Here is a 21216-nt window from a genome sequence, read left to right as displayed (position 1 = left end):
GCACCCCGGTCTTTCGAGTGCCTAGGGCTATCAGGGGTTCAGGCAGTAGCCGCGTAGCGTAGTAGCCCTTACTTGCGAAGCTCGAACCACACGGTCTTTCCGGCGATGTAGTTGCCGTTCCCGTCATTGAAGACCCTGGGACGAACTCCCCACTCGTCGGCAAGGAGCGTCACCAGGATGAGACCCCTACCACTCTCGGCATCATCCCCCTGTGCCCTGATAACCGGCTCTTCGGCTGTCGCGTCGTCCACCTCGACCCTGAGCCTGTCCTGATAGAGCATCCATCGAGTGGGAATCTGCCTGCCGGGAGGACAGAAGCGGAGAGCATTGGAGAACAACTCCATGAAGAGTAGGGAAGCGTCCTCTTCGTACTGTGAGGCGTCTCTACCGGCCAGCCACTTTCTGAGGATCTTCCGGGATAGTGGCGCACAAGCCTTGGAACGTGCCCAACGCCATTCCTTCACGTCTGGTGTCTCTGTATCCTCCGGCGCTGTTGTCTTCACGGTGCGCTCCCTGGGGCCTCTGTCACTTGCCCAGAAGGCTAGGGACACCGCGCAGCGCAACCTACCGAGTTTCCTGTTCGCGCAAGAAGTCGTCTTGCACGCTTCGCAGCATCGAGCGCATGTCATCGCCAGAGAGCGCCACAGAGGCGAACCCCTCGAACTTCCGAACGTATTGGGTAACGTCCCTTGGATCCGTGACCACTAGCTCAGCGTGAACTGTCTCGACCGTAACTGTCCTGTCATCCCGGATCACGAACGCATGATTGGCAATGTCTCTCTGTTCCGCAGCAAAGGGAATCACACGTACGTCAATGTTGGGCAGACGAGACAGGGAAATGAGCCTGCCTATCTGCTCAGCCATCCTCGTGCCGGACACGATGCGCCAACGCAGGACGTTCTCAGTGATGACGAAGTGAAGCTCTTTGGTCGAGTCGTAGAGCACCTGTTGCCGTTCGAGACGGGCTGTAGTGGTGCGGGTGAGAACGTCCTCACTGAGGTCATGCCGCGACAGAATCGCCCGGATGTACTCGGGGGTTTGCAGGAGTCCCGGTATCAAGGCCGGTTGGAACAGGCGCAGCAGAGTCATCTGAGACTCAAGAGCCTTGGTCTGCTGCTGAGCCTTATGGACTCCCATACGACGGACGAGACGCCATGCTGTGGTTTCCGTTGTAGCTGCCCGGACAACTTCCAGGTACTCGGCCTTGACCTCATCGGAGACACCGATAGCCGTGAGGATGCTCTCTACGTCGGCAAGAGAAGGGGCAACCTTGCCTGTCTCGATCTTGCTGAGCTTGCTGGTGGACATGAGAGAGCTGCGGGCCACGGTCTTGGCTTCCTTGCCGGATGCCTGCCGTAGTGCCCGCAGCGCCGCGCCTAGCTCTCCTCTGTTCACTCCTCGTACTTTGCCCACCATTCGGCGAACGGAACAGCCTGAGAGAGCGCTCTGTCCCGGTAGCCGATGAACTCCTGTGCCCGACTGTCCGGAAGTATCTCAGACCCTGTGAACGTGCCGTTGTCGTCGTAGTTCATGACAGCAGCGTTCACGGAATCGAAGAGCCAGAAGTCTCCCACTCTCTCAATCTGGTTGGGCTTGTCGGTGGTGTCGAGAATGAAGAACTCCTCACCACCCATCGCGTTCTTCCGGTAACCCCACCCAAGCTCAAACCGAAGATACGGAGTGAGAGGGCGGGAGAGGATGTGTACCCGGTAGACGCGCTTGCCTTTGCTTGTGTGGGAGCGGATTTCCTCCACCCAGCCATCGTTGTAGCCGTCCGGCTGAGACTCACCAGCAAGGAACGCCCGATAGGCGTCCGTGTTCCCCGAGTTGCTGTAGTCGTCCAGGGTCTCCAGCCGGAACGCTTCCCGCTCGAAGGTGTCGAAGAGTTCAGCGAGGCTCTTAGATGAGCCCATCAGCAATGGCCTTCCTGATCAGTTCCACGGGCAGTTCAACCACGGTTTCGTGAGCAGGAATCTCTAGCCCGTGGTCGGCAGGAGTCTCCCCCTGGAAGAGCAGCGTGCCCCTGTCCGTGGCGTAGATGGTGGGGCAGTCCTTGAGGTCACAGGTAGTCGCAAGCTTGGTCAACTTCATGAGGGTTCCCTCCCTGGTCTGCTGCGTCGTGTCCCTGCCCGATGCTGGCTAGCACCAACCCCCGGGCACAAGGGGGTTGCGTTGCCGCAACAGGAAACCGGCTCGACAGGGACTCTGAGCGCTGCTTGGGAGTGTGGAAGCGCCCTCGGCAGACGGCATCCCCAACGCCCCACAGAGAGGCGCGCAGCGGTTCTGATGGGCGCTCAGAGCCCAACCGCTGATGTTTCTCAAGTTGCGGTCCAACGAGGTTGCTGCTGGGCATCCTTGACCCATGTCGCTTCCAGTGATCGCGATCATCGTTGCATCCGTCAGTGCCCTTTTCACGGGGACCAACATGCTCGTGTCTGCTTTGACTTACCGCAGAGTGAGACCACGCGTACGCCTTACCTATGAATGGGGGTTGCTCGGGGCCGCCCCAGTACGAGAAGCCTCGCGCGGGGTGGGCCGAGTCGGCTTTGATGTGCACGTAAAGAACCTCAGCCCCACGGCCGCTAAGGTCCGCAAGCTACAACTGGTGACCAGGTATCGCCTGAAGCGCGCCCCGACGCTGCTCGGCGACCTTCTCTCGAAGCGGTATGGCGCGATTGCTCAGGATCTAGAAATTCCGCCCATCGCAATGTCCAGAGGATATAAAGCGCCGGACATGGATCTCCCCGCCTTCGGAGGTCTTGAGTGGGAAGTAACGGAGGACAGGAATGCTCTGCCGCCTGTCTGGGACGGCATGACCCTGCAAGTGATCCTCACCAACGGAGACAAGGTGCGCGGCAAGTGGTTGTCACGCGAGTACCTGGCTTCGCACGAAGAGGAGTTGCAAAAGATGTTCCCAGTAGGGCTTCAGGGCCTCCCTGGTTTGCATCACTCTGAGGAGGGACCCGAGACTTCCTAATCATCTGTCGATTTCGTCTTCCACAGGTTCCAGATAAGCGCTCGTCTCCCCTGTCGGGGCCGGGCGCTTATCTGTGTCCGTAAGCGGAATGACTCATGTCTGTTTGTCAGTGGTGAGTGAGATGATGGAAGTACCTCAAAGGAAGGGAGGTAAACAACATCAACACACCACCACGTAAGCCAGCGAGGAAGTTGAAGGCAGGTGACCATCTGAGGCTCTGGAATGGGAAGACAGTAGAGATTCTGTCCATCGAGCCAGGGACGAACCAGTCAGGAACCAAGTGCTTGATTCTATCGCTGTACAAGGCAGGAAAGATGGTCGTCAAGACTGGACGTGTCATGACGATGCACTATCCAAAGCAGTAACTCGTCAAGAGAAGTGCCGGTATCTCCAAACTCGGAGGTATCGGCCTCTTTCATTTAGGGGGTCAACAGTAGTAACTCCTTCTAGTCGAGATACCTACGGAAGTACCCAGAAAAGCAGGTGTCAGGGCTGAATAGCTATGGAATTCATGATTCAGTAGCCTCAAATGCCATTGAATCCACGACTATTCTGAATTGCGATTTACCGGCTATTTTGATTGGGGATATATGGCTATTGGTTATGCGGGGTGCTAATTAGTTGAGTAATGGGTATTCGGCTTATTGCACTTAACCGAATACCCCACCCCCCTTACCCCCCTCCCCGTGAACGGAGTGATCATACCGGATTGGAGGGGGAGTGTATAGAGCCACCCAATCGGCGCTACTGCTGCACCGAGCGAACGCTCTGTGTGGCCGTCTGCGGCTCTTTGCTGGCTTCCTGGGGGAACTCGGCCAAGTCGGCACGGAACTGCTCCCTACGGGCCTGTACAAGCTCCTGCTTGGCCGTCTGCTCGGCTCTGTGAGCCGCTGCCCGCTTGGCAGAACGCTGTGAAGAGGTGAGTGTCTGGGAAGGGGCGGGTACTCGATCAATTCTCTTCTTTGCGATGAAAGAACCACGAGTAGGAGACGCGGGAGCGTCGACTACGTCAACCAGGGGGAGACTCTTGCTAATCTCTTCTAGTTCCTTATCTACTTCACCAGGGATACCCATTACGCCGAAGGCGGTATTAGTACTCGCCAGAGGAGAAGCCGGATCTTCTCCTGGTGAACTACTATCTGTATCCATTTCGCTTCGCTGCGTCAGCAGCGTACTTGTACCTGTTTCAATGGAGCTACTTTCAATGGAGCTATTTAGAGTGCGAGTATCCGCACTTGAGGATGTGCGAGTATCCGCACTTGGCCGAGTGCGAGTATCCGCACCTGCCTCTGCGGTGATCTCATCCTTGACAAGGTTCTTGCCAGTGGCTACTAGGAGGGTGAAGGTGTTGACGTTGTTCAGCGCCTGGTAGGAAGCTGGGAACTGGATTTGGTAGAGATTGTTTTCTCCCTTGGAAGTCTTGCGCTTGGAGATCTTTAGGTATCCCTTGATGCGCAGGCTTTTTACGATTTCCTTTGTCTGGCGAACACCTCGGTTGGTGTCCTCGGCAATGGTCGGGTACTCAGGGAAAGCGATACGGCACCACTGCTTGTCTTTCTCCTTGTATAGCTCGATGTTGGGGTTTCCTGCTCTGTCGTGGAGGTATAGCAGGATGGTTCTCTCGGCATCAGAGAGATTAGGATCTCTCATTACCTGCTTGGGAACCGTGATGAATTGTCCTGGTCTGTTTTCGTAGCCCGGACGGGTGTCGGTGAACTCGATGAGTTCCTTTCTAACTGTGTCTGTCATTGCTGTATCCTTAAGGTAGTTCTGAACAATCGAGCCCGTTGGCTCCCTTGTTGTAGATAGTGAATGTATCTGGACGGTCAACGTCCGAAGGTTTTGACTGCGGCAATCTTCTCGCTTGGGTTTGAGTTCGATTGCTGGTTCTGGTTTACGATCCGGTGCACTGCATAGTTCTTTCGCGCATTCCTCCTCCGAAGCCCCATTATCTCGATTGAGATAATGGGGCTTTGTCGTTGTCGCGTGTAGTTCTTGCCATTAATGGACTTCAAGGCTGTAGAGAGTGTTTCTGTTCTCGGATTTGAAGAGAACTCCCTTTGGGTTTCTCCAAGAACTCGAAGACGGTTCCGGCATTCTTCCTGCATTGCTTAGTTCTCGGAGAATCTCGTCATAGTCATCATCGAATTCTTTGCAGAACTCTTCTCTTGGCATGATCTCGCCGGTTCGTTCCAGCTCAGAATAGACGGCTTGCGCCGGAAAACTCAGTTCACTCGGGTCTTTCATCCGTTCCCCTATCCACCCATGTAGTGGAGGTTTGTGTCTCGTGCTCCCATGAATCCGATGGATGACGTCACCTCATGAAGTACGCCCATTCCCTTTAGCTCTTCCAGTACGTTGCGGAACTCACCAGGCGCAGCATTGGGGAAGTGCTCGGCAAACTGTCTCTCTACCTCACTGGTCTTTGCTGGGGTTGGTCTCTCGTATGCGTCGTATGCCTTGACGATCTCAATGATGGCCGGACCGCTCTGTGTCAGAACGGCCTCTCTGCGCTGACGCTGTTGGTGCACCTGAACCATGCGCTGTTGTTCCGCATCCATGGCTTCCTGCTTGGCTCTCTTCTCAGCTTGGTACTGAGGGTCAAGAGCGCGCTGCCAAAAGCTCTTTTCCTGCGCTCCGAAAGTGAATGCGTTGGGGTTGTTCATAGTTTCTTTCCTCTGCTAGATGGTTTGGTAGTCGTGCGGTTTTACGGTTCTGTCGACACTCAGACGTCCTGTGTCTTCGAGTTCGAAGACGGCAGTCTGTAGGGTCTCGATTCTTTTCACGTTGATGATCCTTGTGAGTTCTGGCTGAGTGAATCTTGTACGCCCTTTCTCTGTCTGGCTCTTCAGCCAGAGCAGTAGAACCGTTGCGTTGAGGCTCAACTCTTCGTCTTGTACAAGACTCACCAGCGTCTCGATTGTTTCCGGCATGTCTTCCTTTCTCGCCTATGTGACTATCTTTCTCTCCGGGCACGCCGGTACTCCTTACGCCAATACGGGGACGACGGAACGCAGCGTTCTTCCCTCAGATGTAATCCATCCGGCCTGCGTAAGCTCAAATTCGTACGCATCCGGCTGCGGAATCATTGCGGAAATTCCGCGTACCGTCTCGGCGGAAATATCTGCCTCGCTGTAGTGGCACAGCCATAGGCACTTCGCCGCCAAGGTAAGGTCTGTATCCCAGACCGGTAGATCTTCGATCCTGGTCTTTCTCATACTGCTCATTACTCATCCTTTGGTTCGGTCCAATGCGTGAACCTCCCCTCTGACTCCATTGTCTCCTAGTCAGTCGGACATGTGGTAATGAGTAGACCCCCCGAATCGGGCAATTCGAGGGGTCGAGTTACTACTGTTAGTTGGGTATGTGACGCATCTCACCCGCTACGTAATAGCGGATGCCTCACGTCCGGCCGCTACTCCCTGCCCGAAGCTTGCTGTGCGGCTCTCTGGGGCGGGGAAAGCCTTACGGATGGCGTCTCCGATGTTCTCCGCCCCTTCCTCGCTGCGCGCTGCTGTGTCCTGCCCCATGGCGTCAATGGCGTCCATGTCGTGCGGCTGCCCGGGTCCTGTTTCCATGTCTGTCTCCTCTGGCTCGTGTGTTCTGGCTCCTTCCCCTCACCTCTAATTGTCCCAGGGAGAGGCTCTCCCGTGGGTAGCGGAAACCCCCGCCGAATGACTCGGCGGGGGCTCTCTACTGTCTGGGGTCAGTACCTGTCTCCCAAGCCCTGTACGGCGTTTACAGCCCTTGTGGAGGCCATGTCTGCGCCGTACCTGCGGAGCATGGCGGGAGACTTCCAACCACGGATAGCCATGATGTGCTCTCCCGAGACTCCAGCCGCTTTGAGGTCGTCGGCCCACGTGTGGCAGAACGAGTGAGGGGACACGGAGGAAGGGTCGTAACCGGCTACCTCCGCCCACTTCTTCACCAGGCTGTGAAGTCCTGCGTACAGGAGTCGTGAGCGGTTCCGTGTGCCGAGCCAGAGCCAGTCATCCGTGTTCGCTCGCTTGTGGGTTGCCCGGACCCTGAGCCACCGAGAGAGAGCCTTGACGGTCTTGGGCTGAAGCGGGATGACTCGGCCGTCCAGAGAGTTCCTGTCCATCTTGATCGGGACGACTACCAGGGTTCCCCGAGCAAGGTCCAAGTCCTGTACCCGAAGGTTCAGCAACTCGTCAGACCTCAACCCCTCTGTCAGGACACGGATGATGGCGTGATCCCTCACGGTCTGGAAGTCGCGCACCTTCGCTGAGCCGTTCCCAGTGGCCTTGAGCATGTCGGCCACGAAGTCAGTCGACAGAGTCTTGGGCTTCCCGAGAGGGGGAGTCGCGTACCGCTGAAGCTTGGGGTCGTCGTACGGGTTGCTGTGGTCGTACTCCTCAGCCAAGTACACGAACAGTGCACGCAAGTTGCGCTGCACGGTGTTCGTCCCTCCCGTGTAACCGCCCTTGCCATCCTGAGACTTGGGTACGTCGTGCTCCTGGTAGTACCAGCGGAAGAAGCGGTTGAGCGTCGCTGTGTCGACCTCAGTGAAGTCTCCGGCCGTCTGGGCAGTGAGCCAGTGGTGAAGCTGAGTGGCTGCGTACTTGTACGCGTTGATCGTCCGGCGCTGGAACGGCCGTCCGTGCTTGTTGGTGGTCGTGCTGAGGTGCAGCTCAAGCTCATCGATCAGAGCAAGCCGGGCATCCTCAGAGCCCTTCACAGCCCGTACCGCCCTGACTGCGGGTGCGGCTGTCTCGGTCGTCGTGCTGGTGGTGCGCTGCTGGCTGCGGAGAGGGCTACGTGCCATGTCTGCTGGCTCCTCGTGCTGAGCCGCTAGACAAGTGCCAGTTACCGAGGCGTCTTGCGTAGCGACCTGCGGACAGGTGAGCCGCAGCACGAGCCAGCACCAAGCAAAGAAGCCCCGATCCACGTTTCCGCAGATCAGGGCCACCTTGTTAGTGCCCGGTGAGGCACTGGCGGAGGATACGAGATTCGAACTCGTGAGGGGTTGCCCCCAACACGCTTTCCAAGCGTGCGCCCTAGGCCTCTAGGCGAATCCTCCGCCGCAAACAATACAAGACGTTGAGGAGTGCTAGCGAACTCGTTCCCCCTGGCCGGCATCGGGTACTGTGGGCGCAGCCCCTCACGCGGCGCTATCTGACTGAACTCCCCCAGGGCCGGAAGGCAGCAAGGGTAGGTTGGCTCTGGCGGGTGCGTGGGGGGCGCTTGTGTTCCCGGGGGCCGGTGGGCGTCGTAGGGCCTCGTAGGTTCTGGGGGCCGGGGTCGGTGGGCGGGGCGTGTTGTCAGTGGGCGCCTATAACCTCGTAGGCGTGTCGTCTCTTGCGCTGTACCGCCGCTATCGCCCGGAGTCGTTCGCCGAGGTCATCGGGCAGGAGCATGTAACCGACCCGTTGCAGCAGGCGCTGCGGAACAACCGGGTCAATCACGCGTACCTGTTCAGCGGTCCGCGCGGGTGCGGCAAGACGACCAGCGCGCGGATTCTCGCCCGGTGTCTGAACTGCGAGCAGGGGCCCACCCCCACCCCGTGCGGCGAGTGCCAGTCCTGTCGGGACCTGGCGAGGAACGGCCCGGGATCGATCGACGTCATCGAGATCGACGCCGCTTCGCACGGTGGTGTCGACGACGCCCGTGAGCTGCGGGAAAAGGCCTTCTTCGGGCCCGCCGGAAGCCGCTACAAGATCTACATCATCGACGAGGCCCACATGGTCACGTCGGCCGGTTTCAACGCGCTGCTCAAGGTCGTCGAGGAGCCGCCGGAGCATCTCAAGTTCATCTTCGCCACCACCGAGCCCGAGAAGGTCATCGGGACCATCCGGTCGCGGACCCACCACTACCCGTTCCGGCTCGTTCCGCCGGGGACGCTGAGGGACTACCTCGGCGAGGTGTGCGGGCGGGAGAACATCCCCGTGGAGGACGGTGTGCTGCCGCTCGTAGTGCGGGCCGGCGCCGGGTCGGTGCGTGACTCCATGTCCGTCATGGACCAGCTGCTCGCCGGCGCCGGTGCCGACGGTGTGACGTACGCCATGGCCACCTCGCTGCTCGGTTACACGGAGGGCTCGCTGCTCGACTCCGTCGTCGAGGCCTTCGCCACGGGTGACGGGGCCGTCGCCTTCGAGGTCGTGGACCACATCATCGAGGGGGGCAACGACCCGCGTCGCTTCGTCGCCGATCTGCTGGAGCGGCTGCGGGATCTGGTGATCCTCGCCGCCGTTCCGGATGCGGTGGACAAGGGGCTCATCGACGCCCCCGCCGATGTGCTCGAGCGTATGCAGGCCCAGGCCGGCACCTTCGGTGCCGCGGAACTCAGCCGCGCCGCCGACCTCGTCAACGAAGGCCTGACCGAGATGCGGGGCGCCACCTCCCCCCGACTCCAGCTCGAACTGATCTGTGCACGCGTGATGCTGCCCGCCGCCTACGGCGACGAGCGGTCCGTGATGGCCCGCCTCGACCGGATCGAGCGGGGCGTGAACTTCTCGGCGGGGGGCGCGGCGCCCGCCATGGGATACGTGCCTGGGCCCGAGGCCCACGCCGATGCCGGCGGCAGCGGCGCCATGGGCGCTGCGGTCCCTCCGGGGGGCGGGGCCGCTGCGGCTCGGGCCGCCGTGCGGGGGGCGGGGGGTTCGGGGGCTCCTGCCGGAGCCAGTGCCGGAGCCGGAGCCAGTCCAGGTGTCGGTGCAGGTGTCGGAACCGGTCAGGGCTCCGGCGGTCCTGGGCCGGGTGCGATGGGTGTCACCGGCCCTGACGGCGGTACGGCGTCGGGGCCGGCGTCGGGGTCGGAGTCGGGGGCAGGGCCGGTTCCGCCGGCGACCACCGGCCCGACCGGCGCCGCTTCCGGCGCCCCTTCCAGCGGTGCCGGTCAGCCGCAGCAGCCCCAGCAATCGCAGCACGCCCAGCAACCGCAGCAGGCCCAGCAACCCCAGCAAGCTGCCCCCGCCCCCCCGCCCCCCCCGCCCCCCGCGGCCACCCCTCCCGGCGCCTGGCCCACCGCCACCCCCGCCGGCGGCGGCCGACGCCCCGGCGGCTGGCCCACTGCCGCCCCGGCGGGCGGCGGCCAGCCCCCCACCACCCCCAGCACCCCACCCGCATCCACGCCCACACCCGCAGACGCACCCGCGTCCACCCCCGCACAGCCGTACACCCCACCCCCACCGGCCCCCGCATCCGCCCCGCCCGGCAGCCTCGACCCCCGCACGGTCTGGCCGAACATCCTCGAAGCCGTCAAGAACCGCCGCCGTTTCACCTGGATCCTGCTCAGTCAGAACGCCCAGGTGGCCGGCTTCGACGGCACCACCCTCCAACTCGGCTTCGTCAACGCCGGTGCGCGGGACAACTTCGCGAGCAGCGGCAGCGAGGACGTGCTGCGCCAGGCGCTGGCCGAGCAGTTCAACGTGCAGTGGAAGATCGAGGCCATCGTCGACCCGTCCGGCGGCTCGGCACCCCCACCGTCCGGCGATTCCGGCGGCCCTTCCGGCTTCAACAGCGGCAGTGGCTACGGCGGTGGTGGCAGCGCCGGTGGAAGCGGCTACGGCGGTGGCGGAAGCGGCTACGGCGGTGGCGGTACGACGCCCCCGCGCCCGGCGTCCCCCCAGTCCGCGCCCGCCACGCCCGCCACACCCACACCGCCCCCGGCTCCCTCCGCCCCGACCCGCCGGCCCTCGTCCGCCACCCCGGAGCCGCCCCCGGTATCCCCCGAGGACGACACCCCCGAGGACGACGACCCCGACCTGGACGAGTCCGCGCTCTCCGGCCACGAGCTCATCGTGAAGGAGCTGGGCGCAACGGTGGTGGAGGAGTTCACCAACGAATAGGCGACGAGTGGACCTGGCCACGCCTCAGACGGAGTGGACATGACCACGCCTCAGACGGAGTGGACCGGGCCACGCCTCAAACGGAGTGCTCACGGCCACGCCTCGGAGGAAGCTCCGAGGCGACACCCCCCGTCCCCTCGGCAACCCGCACAATTCACGCGGCTCACCGCCGGATAGGCTGAGCCCTGTGAAGGTCCTCGTCATCGGAAACGGCGCCCGCGAACACGCCCTGTGCCGTTCCCTGTCCCTCGACCCCGACGTGACGGCGCTGCACTGCGCCCCCGGCAACGCCGGCATCGCCGAGGTCGCCGAGCTGCACCAGGTCGACGCCCTGGACGGCACGGCCGTATCCGCGCTGGCCACCGAGCTCGGCGCCGACCTGGTCGTCGTAGGCCCGGAGGCGCCGCTTGTCGCCGGGGTCGCCGATGCCGTGCGCGAGGCGGGGATCCCGGTCTTCGGCCCCTCCAAGGAGGCGGCGCAGCTGGAGGGTTCCAAGGCCTTCGCCAAGGAGGTCATGGCGGGGGCCGGTGTTCCGACGGCCCGGTCGTACGTCTGCACCACGCCCGCGGAGGTCGACGAGGCCCTCGACGCCTTCGGCACGCCGTACGTCGTCAAGGACGACGGGCTCGCGGCCGGCAAGGGCGTCGTCGTCACCGGCGACATCGAGGCGGCCGCGGCCCACGCCAACGCCTGTGAGCGCGTCGTCATCGAGGAGTACCTGGACGGCCCCGAGGTCTCCCTCTTCGCGATCACCGACGGCACGACGGTCCTCCCGCTTCAGCCCGCCCAGGACTTCAAGCGCGCCCTGGACGGCGACGAGGGCCCGAACACCGGCGGCATGGGCGCGTACTCCCCGCTGCCCTGGGCCGACCCGAAGCTGGTCGAGGAGGTCATGGAGACCGTCCTTCAGCCCACGGTCGACGAGATGCGGCGGCGCGGGACTCCGTTCTCCGGTCTGCTCTACGCCGGTCTCGCGATCACCGGCCGGGGCGTACGGGTCATCGAGTTCAACGCCCGTTTCGGCGACCCCGAGACGCAGGTCGTCCTCGCCCGCCTCAAGACTCCGCTGGCCGGCGTCCTGCTCGCGGCGGCGAACGGCACCCTTGAGGACCTCCCGCCCCTGCGGTGGAGCGACGACGCGGCGGTCACCGTGGTCATCGCCTCGCACAACTACCCCGCCACCCCGCGCACCGGCGACCCGATCACCGGCCTCGCCGATGTGGCCGCCCAGGACGCCCCGCACGCCTACGTCCTGCACGCCGGGACGAAGCGCGCCGGCGACGCGATCGTCAGCGCGGGTGGCCGCGTCCTGTCCGTCACGGCAACCGGCGAGGACCTCACCGAGGCCCGCGACCGCGCCTACGAGGCCGTCTCCCGCATCCACCTCGACGGCTCCCAGCACCGCACGGACATCGCGGCGAAGGTGGCGGGCGCGTAGCGCGACCCGGCCCGCGCCCTGGCCCGTGCCGACCCGCGCCCGGCTCGGGACCAGGTCCACGCCTGACGACCCGTGCCCGGTCCGCCCCTGACGACCTGTGCCCGGTCCGCCCCTGACGACCCGGGCCCGGCGACCCGCGCCCGGCCCGGGACCCGCCCCGCGCCCCGACCCGCACTCCGCCCCGCCCCGTCCCGCCCCCGCGACCCGACCGCACAGCCCGGCCCCCCGGCATCAGCCAAAAACACCCAAACCCCGCCATCGGCCAACCTCTCAGGCCCCGAACCCGTCTATGGATTCGGGGCCTGATCCTTGCCGTCCGTCATCCACCTCTCCCCAAAGCCATTCCATCGAGTGACCGGGTCCCCATACGGCTGACGAGGGCCGGGGCCCCAACTAGGGTGCGGCGCAAGCGTTCCGGCACTTGGCCCACCGGCATTGCGATGTCAGTGGTGGGTGCCACAGTGGGGGAGTGAGCAACGCCAGGGTGGTCGGTGGCGACCACGGTGACGGACACCGTCACGGTGGACGCCGCACATGCCGCCGTACGGGACAGCAGGGAGGGGGTGACGTCCGGTCGTGACCGGTATGGGTGGGGAGGCGGGCGCACTGTCCGCGCGCTCCCGGGCTCTCGCCGTGCTGCACATCCGCAGCCGGGCGCTGGCCGTCGCGCTGCTGCCCGCGGCATTCGCGGTGGTGCTGCTGGCCGGCGGCTCCACGGGCCATCTCGTGGGTGCGGGCTGGCACACCGTCCGCTGGGTCGTGATCCCGATCGCCGTGCTCGTGCTGCTCGCCGCCGGCGGCATCGCGCTGGTCGTCGCCCGTTCCCGCCCCGCCGTGAGCCCCACCGTCCCGATCGCGGAGGAGTCGGCGCCGGATCTGTACCGGATGGTGCGCGACCTCGCCGACCGCCTCGACGTCCCGGCCCCCTCCGCCATAGCGCTCACCCCCGACTGCGACAGCTGGCTCGAGGACCGTACGCACCCGTCCCACGGCCCGCCTCCACCGGCGGACGGCGACGAGCTGGCGGGCCTGGGCAGGCACGCCCACCGCCGCAGCGCCGCCGCTCCGGTCCTGGTGATCGGCTCCCCGTTCCTGTGGTGGATGCGCGTCGGCGAACTGCGCGCGGTCCTCGCCCCGGTCGTCGCCGGTACGGGACCATCGGCGCACCCCGACATAGCTGCGGCCCGCCGTTTCGTACGAGGGCTGGACGCCGCGGTGGCCGTCACCTCGGCGCCCCACCGGGGCCCGGTGTCCCGCACGGTGCTCGCGGGCGTCGGCTGGGTCGCCCGACTACTGCTGCGCAGTTGCCGGGGACACGCGGCCGAGATGGAGCGGGGTGTGGCCGCCGCGGCCGCCGAGCGTGCACAGGCTGTGGATTACGGACTCCGGATCGTCGCGCAGGAACAGGTCGGCCTGGCGTACGCGGGCTGGGACCGGCTGCTGACCCGGGTCGCGTTGCCCGCCTGGCGGATGGGTCGCTGGCCGTCCCGGCTGGACGCGGGTGTCGTGGCCGCCCTCACCGAGCTGTCCCGCCGCGACCGGCTGGCCGAGGGCTTCGCCTCACGGCTGGGCGAGCGCCCCGCCTGTGACCTGCTCGAAGAGCCCGGCGCGGTGGACGAGGCGTCCTCGCTGCTGGCCGCCCGTCTCTTCCACGGCGGCCCCGCCGAGCCCGGCCCGGACTGGGCCCCGGTGGACTGGCAGGAGTACCCGGAGGAAGTCGTCGACCGCAAATGGCGCATCGACGCGGCCCGCCTCCACCGCGTCCTGGACGCCCTCGGCGTCCGCCGCTCCCCCGACCACTCCGCCCACGCAGCAGCCGGCCCGACCCTCGCCCGCGTCCTCGACCACCTGTCGGACCCACCGAACACCGACACCGACACCGACGCCTTCGCACGGCGCCAGGACCCGGCCCACGGCGAGAACCCGGCCAACGGCACCGACCCCTCCGCCCAGAAACAGGACCCGGCCAACAGCGACACCGCCTCCGTAGCCCCCGCACGGCAGGAAGACCCGACCGACAGCGACAGCGACACCGGCACCGAACGCAGCTCGGCGCTCGCCGCGGGCCTCACCGCCGAGCTGGCCCGGGAGGAAGCCGCGGCTCCCGCCGAGCGCAAGGGCGGGTCCGCCGCCGGCCAGGGCCCCGACACCGCGCTCTGGGACGACGGCACGCTCCCGCTCTTCCCGCTGCAGCCGCCCCGCACCGCCCGTGAGCTGCTCGCCGACCACGTCACGGCGATGGTGTGCTGCGCTGCGATGGACACCGCGGGGGCGACCCCGGGCCTCGACTGGCTCGACGGCCCGTCCCTGATCGTCAACGGAGAGCGGGCCGCCGACCTGACCCCCAGAGTCCTCAGCCTGATCGAGGACGGCGACCCGGCCCCACTGCAGGCCTGGCTGGTGGAGTCGGGGATACGCCCGGAGAAGCCGGTCCGCCTCGTCTGACGGACCCCCACCGGACCTTCCACCGGAGGCCCAGGCCGAACGCGGGACCCGAGTCCCACCGGAAGCCCTCATTCCACTTTCGGCCAATTCGCAACGAATAGTGACAGGGTGCGTGCGTTATGTGATGTGCTGGGACCGATCGCGCACATGGCAAGGGCTGGCGACATAAGACACGCACACGACCACGCACACGAAGTACGAACGCGACGCACGAACACAGCGCACGAACACAACGAACGAACACGGGGGCACCAGGGAGGGGAGCAAGCATGGGGTCGCAGCAGATCCGCCGCTGGGAGTCAGGCGCACTGGCGCATGCGGTGACGGACCCCTTCGGCCAGGGCCCCGTCCCGTGGCTGCGTGGCAGCGAGACCTACTTCGACGACACCGGCCAGGTCGTCCCCTGGTATGTGGACCCGGTCCAGCAGTCGACGTCCGCCACCGCCGACGCCCCGAGAGTCCCCGCCCCGCGCAGCGGCACCGGCGGCCCCCGTTCCGCGGATGACGTCAAGCGTCAGATCAAGGGCTTCGTCTCCACCGGCGCGGTCGCCCCCGGCGAGGCCGTCGACTTCCACATCACCGTCGACCCGCCCCAGGAATTCAGCGTCGACGTCTACCGCATCGGCCACTACGGCGGTGACGGCGCAGCGAAGATCACCACCAGCCCCCGGCTGTCCGGCATCGTCCAGCCGCCCCCGCTCACCGCCGACCGGACCGTCTCCTGTCACCACTGGTGGCTGTCCTGGCGGTTGCAGATCCCGTCGTACTGGAGCATCGGCGCCTATGTCGCCGTCCTCACCACCGCCGACGGCTACCGCTCCCACGTGCCGTTCACCGTCCGCGACAACCACCCCGCGGACCTGCTGCTCCTCCTGCCCGACATCACCTGGCAGGCCTACAACCTCTACCCCGAGGACGGCCACACGGGTGCCAGCCTCTACCACGCCTGGGACGAGCAGGGCCGTCTCCTGGGCGAGGCGGACGCCGCGACCACGGTCTCCTTCGACCGCCCGTACGCGGGCGCGGGCCTCCCCCTGCACGTCGGCCACGCCTACGACTTCATCCGCTGGGCCGAGCGCTACGGCTACGACCTCGCCTACGCCGACACCCGCGATCTGCACGCCGGCCGGATCGATCCCGCCCGCTACCGAGGCCTGGTCTTCCCCGGCCACGACGAGTACTGGTCGCAGGCGATGCGCCGCACCACGGAACTCGCCCGTGAGCACGGCACCTCCCTGGTCTTCCTCTCCGCCAACACCATGTACTGGCAGGTGGAGTTGGGCCCGTCCCCGTCCGGCGTCCCGGACCGGCTGCTCACCTGCCGAAAACGGAGGGGTCCGGGCAGGCCGGTGCTCTGGCGCGAGATCGACCGGCCCGAGCAGCAACTGGTCGGCATCCAGTACGCGGGCCGCGTCCCCGAGCCGCACCCCCTGATCGTCCGCAACGCCGACCACTGGCTGTGGGAGGCGACGGGCGCGCACGAGGGCGACGAGATCGACGGCCTGGTCGCGGGCGAGGCCGACCGCTATTTCCCGCGCACCCCGCTCCCCGAGCACGAGAACCGCATCCTGCTCGCCCACTCGCCGTACACCGACAGCGAGGGCGCCGTACGTCACCAGGAGACATCCCTCTACCGAGCCCCGTCCGGCTCCCTGGTCTTCGCGTCCGGAACGTTCGCCTGGTCCCCGTCCCTGGACCGCCCAGGCCACGTGGACCCCCGTATCCAGCGGGCCACAGCAAACCTCCTGGACCGCATCTGCAAACGCGACTGAACCCCGATGTCCGAGCCCACCCCCACATACGGGAGAATCAGCTCACTTGGACATCACCACGGGGAGGAACCGTGTCCGGATTCGTTGAAAAGCCCGAGCCCCTCCAGGTTCCGGGTCTGGTGCACCTGCACACCGGCAAGGTGCGCGACCTGTACCAGAACGAGGCGGGCGACCTCGTGATGGTCGCCAGCGACCGCATCTCCGCGTACGACTGGGTGCTGCCGACGGAGATCCCCGACAAGGGCCGGGTCCTCACCCAGCTCTCCCTGTGGTGGTTCGACCAGGTCGCCGACCTGATCCCCAACCACGTCCTGAGCACCGACCTGCCCGCCGGCGCCCCCGCCGAGTGGGAGGGCCGCACCCTCATCTGCAAGTCGCTCCGGATGGTCCCCGTCGAGAGCGTGGCCCGCGGCTACCTCACCGGCTCGGGCCTCGCCGAGTACAACGAGTCGCGTACGGTCTGCGGACTCGCCCTCCCCGAGGGGCTGAGCGACGGCTCCGAGCTCCCCGCCCCGATCTTCACCCCGGCCACCAAGGCGGCCGTCGGTGAGCACGACGAGAACGTCTCGTACGAGGAGGTCGCCCGGCAGGTCGGCGCCGACACCGCCGCCCAACTGCGCCAGGCCACCCTCGCCGTCTACGGCCGGGGCCGCGACATCGCCCGTGACCGCGGGATCATCCTCGCCGACACGAAGTTCGAGTTCGGCTACGAGGGGGAGACGCTGGTCCTCGCCGACGAGGTCCTCACCCCGGACTCCTCCCGCTTCTGGCCCGCCGACCAGTGGCAGCCGGGCCGCGCGCAGCCGTCGTACGACAAGCAGTTCGTCCGTGACTGGCTGACCGGGCCGGAGTCCGGCTGGGACAGGAAGAGCGAGCAGCCCCCGCCCGCGCTGCCGCAGGAGGTCGTGGCGGCGACCCGCGCCAAGTACGTGGAGGCGTACGAGCGGCTGACCGGCACGAGCTGGGCCTGAACGCAGGAGACCCCGGTCGGTTCCGACCGGGGTCTCGATACAGAGCGGACGACGAGGTTCGAACTCGCGACCTCAACCTTGGCAAGGTTGCGCTCTACCAACTGAGCTACGTCCGCACTGCGCCGTGGCGCGAGAGCAACTATACCCAACCCCGCTCACGCGCGAGCCGCACGGCCGCGTGCCGGTTCTCCGCCCCGAGCTTGGAGACGGCCGACGACAGATAGTTGCGTACGGTCCCCTGCGACAGCGCGGCCCGCTCCGCGATCTCCGATACGGGCGCCCCGTCGGCGGCGAGTTCGAGCACCTCGGCCTCACGCGCGGTCAGCGGCGAATCCCCCGCGGAGATCGCGTCGGCGGCCAACTCCGGGTCGACGTAGCGGTTTCCGGCGTGCACCGTGCGGATGACCTCCGCGAGCCGCCGTGCGCTCACCGTCTTCGGGACGAATCCGCGCACACCGGCAGCAAGGGCCCGCTTGAGATGCCCGGGCCGCCCATGACTCGTCACGATCAGGACCTGACAGCCGGGCAGTTCGGCCCGGAGCGATGTGGCGACCTTCACACCGTCCGCGCCGGGCATCTGAAGATCGAGTACAGCGACGTCGGGTGCGTGCGCCCGTGCCATCGCCAGCGCCTCCGGCCCGGTGGCCGCCTCGGCGACGATCAGGAGATCGTCCTCCAGCGAGAGCAGCGCGGCCAGCGCACCCCGGATGAGGTGCTCGTCGTCGGCGAGCAACAGCCGCACGGTCATGAGGTGACTCCACGCACGGCCGACGCCTCCGAAGCCGCGGCCGAGGCATCCGAGGCCGTGGCCGACCTCAGCGGCACCTCGGCCACCAGCCGGAACACACCCTCCCCGACTACTCCCGCCTCCAGCGTCCCGTCCACCGCCGTCAGCCGCTCCCGCAGCCCCGCCAGCCCCGACCCACCCGAGCCGGACGTCGCACGAGCCCCGTCGTTCTCCACGGTCAGTACCACCCGCCCCTCCCTCACCCGTACCGAAACCTCACACCGTGCGGCGTCCCCGTGCCGCAGCACATTCGTCGTCGCCTCACGCACCACCCAGCCGAGCGCCGACTGCACGTCGACCGGCAGCCCCTCGGTCGAGCCGGACACCTCGCAGTCGATGCCGGCCGCGGTCAACACCCCTTGTGCACCGGCGAGTTCGACCGACAGATCGGCCTCCCGATACCCCCGTACGACATCCCGCACCTCACGCTGCGACTCATGCGCGATCCGCTGCACCTCGATCATCTGCTCCACGGCCTCCGGCCGGCCGCGCCGCGACAGCTGCACGGCCAGCTCGCTCTTCAGCGCGATCACCGCGAGATTCCGCCCCATCACGTCATGCAGATCCCGCCCGAACCGCAGCCGCTCCTCGGCGACGGCGAGCCGGGCGCGGGTCTCGCGGGCGTCGTCGAGCGCGTAGACGGCGTTGAGGAGCCAGACGGAGAAGACGGACGCGAAGGACAGGAAGCCGGACCCGACCAGGACCGCGAAGGCCTCGGCCAGGGCACCGGTCCCGTCGGCACCGAGCAGGAGCGCCGCGACACCGGTGCCCACGGTGAAACCCGCCACCAGCATCAGCACACGCCGCCGGTCGCGGATGCCGAGCGTGATGATGCCGACGCCGTAGATCACCACCGTGGCGAAGAGGCCGGCTGCCGCGGATTCCGAGTCGGAGTCGGAGTGGCCGCGATGGACGAAGAACAGCGCTCCGATCCCGATCAGCGCCGTGACCGTGCCCAGCGCCCACATCAGCCGCAGAGGCTGCGGGCGGCGCCCGCGCGTCCAGTCGAGCGACCGGGTGACGGTGAACGTGCCGATCAGGGCGTGCACGCACACCGTCACGAACACCCACGCCGCGAGCCGGCCCTCCACCCGGGCGAACACGGCCACCCCGACCGTCGCGACCTCGATCACCGCGAAGGAGTGGAACGACCACTGCGTATACGTCTCCACCTTCGCCGGCGTGCTCTTCCGTCGCCACCAGCTCTCCGGCCCGCGCATTCCCTCGCTCCCGTCCGTCAGTGGCGTGGCTCCCACCGGAACCACCGCCGTACAGCAAACACCGCGAGTACGGTCCAGGCCAGCGCGATCGTCGTGGAGGCGAGCGCCTCGCTCGCCGAGAGTTCCCCGTTCCAGCCGCCCTGCACCAGCTTCATCACCGGCGTCAGCGGCAGCAGCTCCAGAACGGAGGCCAGCCGGTCGGGCAGCACTTCCAGCGGGACGGCGATGCCGGAGCCGAGCATCGAGATGAACAGCAGCGGCAACGTGGTGACCTGCGCGCTCTCCGCGGTCCGTGAGTAGCTGGCGGTGACGGCTGCGAGTGCCGCGCACATCACCAGACCCAAGAGCACTCCCAGGACGGCGAGATACACGGCCTTGGGCGCCGGGATGTCGAGCAGGAGCGTGCAGCCGACCGCCAGCAGCAGGCACTGCACAAGACCCGTCAGCGCGGCCGGCGTCGCGGCCCCCGCCAGGATCTCCGCGTCCCGCAGCTCCCCCGTGCGCAGCCGCTTGAGGACGAGTTCCTCGCGCCGGGCGGTGAAGACGCCGACCAGCGCCGAGTACACGGCGAACAGCAGCGAGAAGCCGATCGCCGCGTTCAGCATCACCAGCCCGACGGTGAGCCCGACGTCCTCGAGCTCCGACTCCGGAAACGCCGACCGCACACTGATCGGCACCACCAGCGGCACGAACACGGCCGAGAAGAGTGTGGCCCTGCTGCGCCCGAACAGCGTCAGTTCGGCGCGGGCGAGGGCGGCCATGCGCCCCGCGGGAGTGGTCACCGTACTCACGCGTACTCCTTCTCGGCGGCGGGAGCGTCGGCCGCTGCCCGGGCGATCCTCAGAAACGCCTCTTCCAGCGAGGCCGGGCGCACATCGAGGCGGTGCAGTTCGACCTGGGTCTGCGCGGCCCACATCAGCAGCCCGGTGGCCGTCCGCTGAAGCTCCTGTGTGCGCAGCCGGACGACGCGCCCGTCCACCTCGTGCCCGCTCACCCCCAGCTGCGCGAGCGGCGGCAGGTCCCCGACGAAGTACCCCGTGGGCAGCTCGAAGGAGATCCGGGACGGCTGGGACGCGGTCACCTCGTCGGGCGTCCCGGCGGCCGCTATCCGGCCCTCGTGCATGATCGCCAGCCGGTCGGCGAGCTGCTCGGCCTCCTCCAGGTAGTGCGTGGTCAGCAGCACGGTCGTACCGGTCTCACGCAGCGACCGCACCAACTCCCAGGTGTCCTGGCGCCCTTCGGCGTCCATCCCGGTCGACGGCTCGTCCAGGAACAGCACCTCGGGATTGCCGAGCAGCGCGAGCGCGAGATCCAGGCGCCGCCGTTCACCCCCGGACAGCTGCTTCACCCGTACGTCGGTCCGCCGCGCGAGCCCGACCAGCTCCAGCACTTCCCCCACCGGCCGCGCCCGGCTCGTGCAGGCGGCCCACATCCGCGCGGTCTCGGCGACGGTCAGCTCGGACGGAAAGCCGCCCTCCTGCAACATCACCCCGGTCCTCGGTCGTACGGCGGCCCGATCGGCGTACGGATCATGGCCCAGCACCCGCACCCGGCCCCCGGCCGGCATGGCGAGCCCTTCCAGCAGTTCGACGGTCGATGTCTTGCCGGCCCCGTTGGTGCCGAGCAGCGCGAAGAGTTCGCCGCGGGCCACGGAGAAGCTGACCCCGCGCACCGCCTCGAACCCGCCCCCGTACACACGCCTCAGGTCGGTGACCTCGATCACGTGATCGTGTTCGTTGGTGTCCATGACTCAAGCGTCCCGTCGGCCGGGGCCCGACAGCAGTGCGCGCTGTCATCG

General features: G+C 66.5%; 17 protein-coding genes, 2 tRNA genes and 1 other RNA gene. 7 read left to right on the top strand and 13 right to left on the bottom strand.

Annotation, left to right across the window (positions count from 1 at the left end):
• Positions 1–68 precede the first annotated feature (68 nt).
• From ACIHFB_RS42950 to ACIHFB_RS42935, 4 genes are all read right to left on the bottom strand, one after another.
• A complete protein-coding gene (locus ACIHFB_RS42950; protein ID WP_365271195.1) occupies positions 69–503 on the bottom strand; it encodes an ATP-binding protein in 435 nt (144 codons plus the stop codon).
• Between the two features lie 61 nt (positions 504–564).
• A complete protein-coding gene (locus tag ACIHFB_RS42945; protein ID WP_365271192.1) occupies positions 565–1395 on the bottom strand; it encodes a helix-turn-helix transcriptional regulator in 831 nt (276 codons plus the stop codon).
• The gene (locus ACIHFB_RS42940) at positions 1392–1913 is read right to left on the bottom strand and encodes a DUF6879 family protein (RefSeq protein ID WP_400129706.1); all 522 of its coding nucleotides are present in this window, start codon (positions 1911–1913) and stop codon (positions 1392–1394) included. The genes ACIHFB_RS42945 and ACIHFB_RS42940 overlap by 4 nt, the downstream gene beginning before the upstream one ends.
• Positions 1900–2091 carry a hypothetical protein gene (locus tag ACIHFB_RS42935; RefSeq protein WP_365271190.1) on the bottom strand — a complete coding sequence of 64 codons (192 nt, stop codon included), beginning with the start codon at positions 2089–2091 and terminating at the stop codon, positions 1900–1902. Before ACIHFB_RS42935 ends, ACIHFB_RS42940 begins: the two co-directional genes overlap by 14 nt.
• A gap of 271 nt (positions 2092–2362) precedes the next feature.
• On the opposite strand from ACIHFB_RS42935, the gene ACIHFB_RS42930 reads away from it, so the two are divergent.
• Positions 2363–2977, top strand: coding sequence for a hypothetical protein (locus ACIHFB_RS42930; RefSeq protein WP_365271187.1), 615 nt, complete (start codon positions 2363–2365; stop codon positions 2975–2977).
• A gap of 744 nt (positions 2978–3721) precedes the next feature.
• Here the strand turns inward: ACIHFB_RS42930 and ACIHFB_RS42925 are convergent.
• The 4 genes from ACIHFB_RS42925 to ACIHFB_RS42910 all read right to left on the bottom strand — a co-directional run bounded on the left by ACIHFB_RS42925 (position 3722) and on the right by ACIHFB_RS42910 (position 8018).
• Complete coding sequence (locus ACIHFB_RS42925; protein WP_365271184.1) at positions 3722–4726, bottom strand: helix-turn-helix domain-containing protein; 1005 nt, start codon at positions 4724–4726, stop codon at positions 3722–3724.
• Between the two features lie 506 nt (positions 4727–5232).
• Positions 5233–5643 (bottom strand): hypothetical protein, encoded by a 411-nt coding sequence (locus tag ACIHFB_RS42920; RefSeq protein WP_365271181.1) that lies wholly within the window; start codon positions 5641–5643, stop codon positions 5233–5235.
• 1040 nt (positions 5644–6683) lie between these two features.
• On the bottom strand, positions 6684–7763 hold the full coding sequence (locus ACIHFB_RS42915) for a site-specific integrase (protein ID WP_365271178.1): 1080 nt from the start codon (positions 7761–7763) through the stop codon (positions 6684–6686).
• A gap of 167 nt (positions 7764–7930) precedes the next feature.
• Positions 7931–8018: transfer RNA gene (locus ACIHFB_RS42910), tRNA-Ser, on the bottom strand.
• Positions 8019–8090: 72 nt separating this feature from the next.
• On the opposite strand from ACIHFB_RS42910, the gene ffs reads away from it, so the two are divergent.
• From ffs to ACIHFB_RS42880, 6 genes are all read left to right on the top strand, one after another.
• Positions 8091–8189: signal recognition particle sRNA small type (gene ffs / locus ACIHFB_RS42905), an RNA gene on the top strand.
• Positions 8190–8286: 97 nt separating this feature from the next.
• Entirely contained in the window at positions 8287–10785 is a 2499-nt protein-coding gene (locus tag ACIHFB_RS42900) for a DNA polymerase III subunit gamma and tau (protein ID WP_400129705.1), read from the top strand.
• Between the two features lie 187 nt (positions 10786–10972).
• Positions 10973–12223: a phosphoribosylamine--glycine ligase gene (purD, locus tag ACIHFB_RS42895; protein WP_365287269.1), complete on the top strand. Its 1251-nt coding sequence runs from the start codon at positions 10973–10975 to the stop codon at positions 12221–12223.
• Between the two features lie 585 nt (positions 12224–12808).
• Positions 12809–14668 (top strand): hypothetical protein, encoded by a 1860-nt coding sequence (locus ACIHFB_RS42890; RefSeq protein WP_365287414.1) that lies wholly within the window; start codon positions 12809–12811, stop codon positions 14666–14668.
• Between the two features lie 269 nt (positions 14669–14937).
• Entirely contained in the window at positions 14938–16440 is a 1503-nt protein-coding gene (locus ACIHFB_RS42885; RefSeq protein WP_365287271.1) for a N,N-dimethylformamidase beta subunit family domain-containing protein, read from the top strand.
• Between the two features lie 71 nt (positions 16441–16511).
• Positions 16512–17411 carry a phosphoribosylaminoimidazolesuccinocarboxamide synthase gene (locus ACIHFB_RS42880; protein WP_365287273.1) on the top strand — a complete coding sequence of 300 codons (900 nt, stop codon included), beginning with the start codon at positions 16512–16514 and terminating at the stop codon, positions 17409–17411.
• A gap of 43 nt (positions 17412–17454) precedes the next feature.
• Here ACIHFB_RS42880 and ACIHFB_RS42875 read toward each other — a convergent pair.
• The 5 genes from ACIHFB_RS42875 to ACIHFB_RS42855 all read right to left on the bottom strand — a co-directional run bounded on the left by ACIHFB_RS42875 (position 17455) and on the right by ACIHFB_RS42855 (position 21165).
• Positions 17455–17527, bottom strand: a tRNA-Gly gene (locus ACIHFB_RS42875).
• Positions 17528–17550: 23 nt separating this feature from the next.
• Entirely contained in the window at positions 17551–18159 is a 609-nt protein-coding gene (locus ACIHFB_RS42870) for a response regulator transcription factor (RefSeq protein ID WP_365287275.1), read from the bottom strand.
• A complete protein-coding gene (locus ACIHFB_RS42865) occupies positions 18156–19418 on the bottom strand; it encodes a sensor histidine kinase (RefSeq protein WP_400129731.1) in 1263 nt (420 codons plus the stop codon). Before ACIHFB_RS42865 ends, ACIHFB_RS42870 begins: the two co-directional genes overlap by 4 nt.
• A 17-nt stretch (positions 19419–19435) precedes the next feature.
• The gene (locus ACIHFB_RS42860) at positions 19436–20179 is read right to left on the bottom strand and encodes an ABC transporter permease (protein WP_400129730.1); all 744 of its coding nucleotides are present in this window, start codon (positions 20177–20179) and stop codon (positions 19436–19438) included.
• Between the two features lie 26 nt (positions 20180–20205).
• On the bottom strand, positions 20206–21165 hold the full coding sequence (locus tag ACIHFB_RS42855; RefSeq protein ID WP_365287279.1) for an ABC transporter ATP-binding protein: 960 nt from the start codon (positions 21163–21165) through the stop codon (positions 20206–20208).
• Positions 21166–21216: the final 51 nt, after the last annotated feature.

The sequence above is a fragment of the Streptomyces sp. NPDC051963 genome, assembly GCF_044593495.1.
Classification (GTDB): domain Bacteria; phylum Actinomycetota; class Actinomycetes; order Streptomycetales; family Streptomycetaceae; genus Streptomyces.
The sequence above is the reverse complement of the archived record's forward strand: the minus strand, read 5'-3'. Positions and strand labels throughout refer to the sequence as shown.

Bases quoted from the DNA above. Each gene is read 5' to 3' on its own strand.
- ACIHFB_RS42885 (WP_365287271.1), top strand. From the start codon at position 14,938: ATGGGGTCGCAGCAGATCCGCCGCTGGGAGTCAGGCGCACTGGCGCAT.
- ACIHFB_RS42930 (WP_365271187.1), top strand. From the start codon at position 2,363: ATGTCGCTTCCAGTGATCGCGATCATCGTTGCATCCGTCAGTGCCCTT.
- ACIHFB_RS42925 (WP_365271184.1), bottom strand. From the start codon at position 4,726: ATGACAGACACAGTTAGAAAGGAACTCATCGAGTTCACCGACACCCGT.
- ACIHFB_RS42940 (WP_400129706.1), bottom strand. From the start codon at position 1,913: ATGGGCTCATCTAAGAGCCTCGCTGAACTCTTCGACACCTTCGAGCGG.
- ACIHFB_RS42890 (WP_365287414.1), top strand. From the start codon at position 12,809: ATGGGTGGGGAGGCGGGCGCACTGTCCGCGCGCTCCCGGGCTCTCGCC.
- ACIHFB_RS42855 (WP_365287279.1), bottom strand. From the start codon at position 21,165: ATGGACACCAACGAACACGATCACGTGATCGAGGTCACCGACCTGAGG.
- ACIHFB_RS42915 (WP_365271178.1), bottom strand. From the start codon at position 7,763: ATGGCACGTAGCCCTCTCCGCAGCCAGCAGCGCACCACCAGCACGACG.
- ACIHFB_RS42860 (WP_400129730.1), bottom strand. From the start codon at position 20,179: ATGGCCGCCCTCGCCCGCGCCGAACTGACGCTGTTCGGGCGCAGCAGG.
- ACIHFB_RS42920 (WP_365271181.1), bottom strand. From the start codon at position 5,643: ATGAACAACCCCAACGCATTCACTTTCGGAGCGCAGGAAAAGAGCTTT.
- ACIHFB_RS42935 (WP_365271190.1), bottom strand. From the start codon at position 2,091: ATGAAGTTGACCAAGCTTGCGACTACCTGTGACCTCAAGGACTGCCCC.
- ACIHFB_RS42870 (WP_365287275.1), bottom strand. From the start codon at position 18,159: ATGACCGTGCGGCTGTTGCTCGCCGACGACGAGCACCTCATCCGGGGT.
- ACIHFB_RS42865 (WP_400129731.1), bottom strand. From the start codon at position 19,418: ATGCGCGGGCCGGAGAGCTGGTGGCGACGGAAGAGCACGCCGGCGAAG.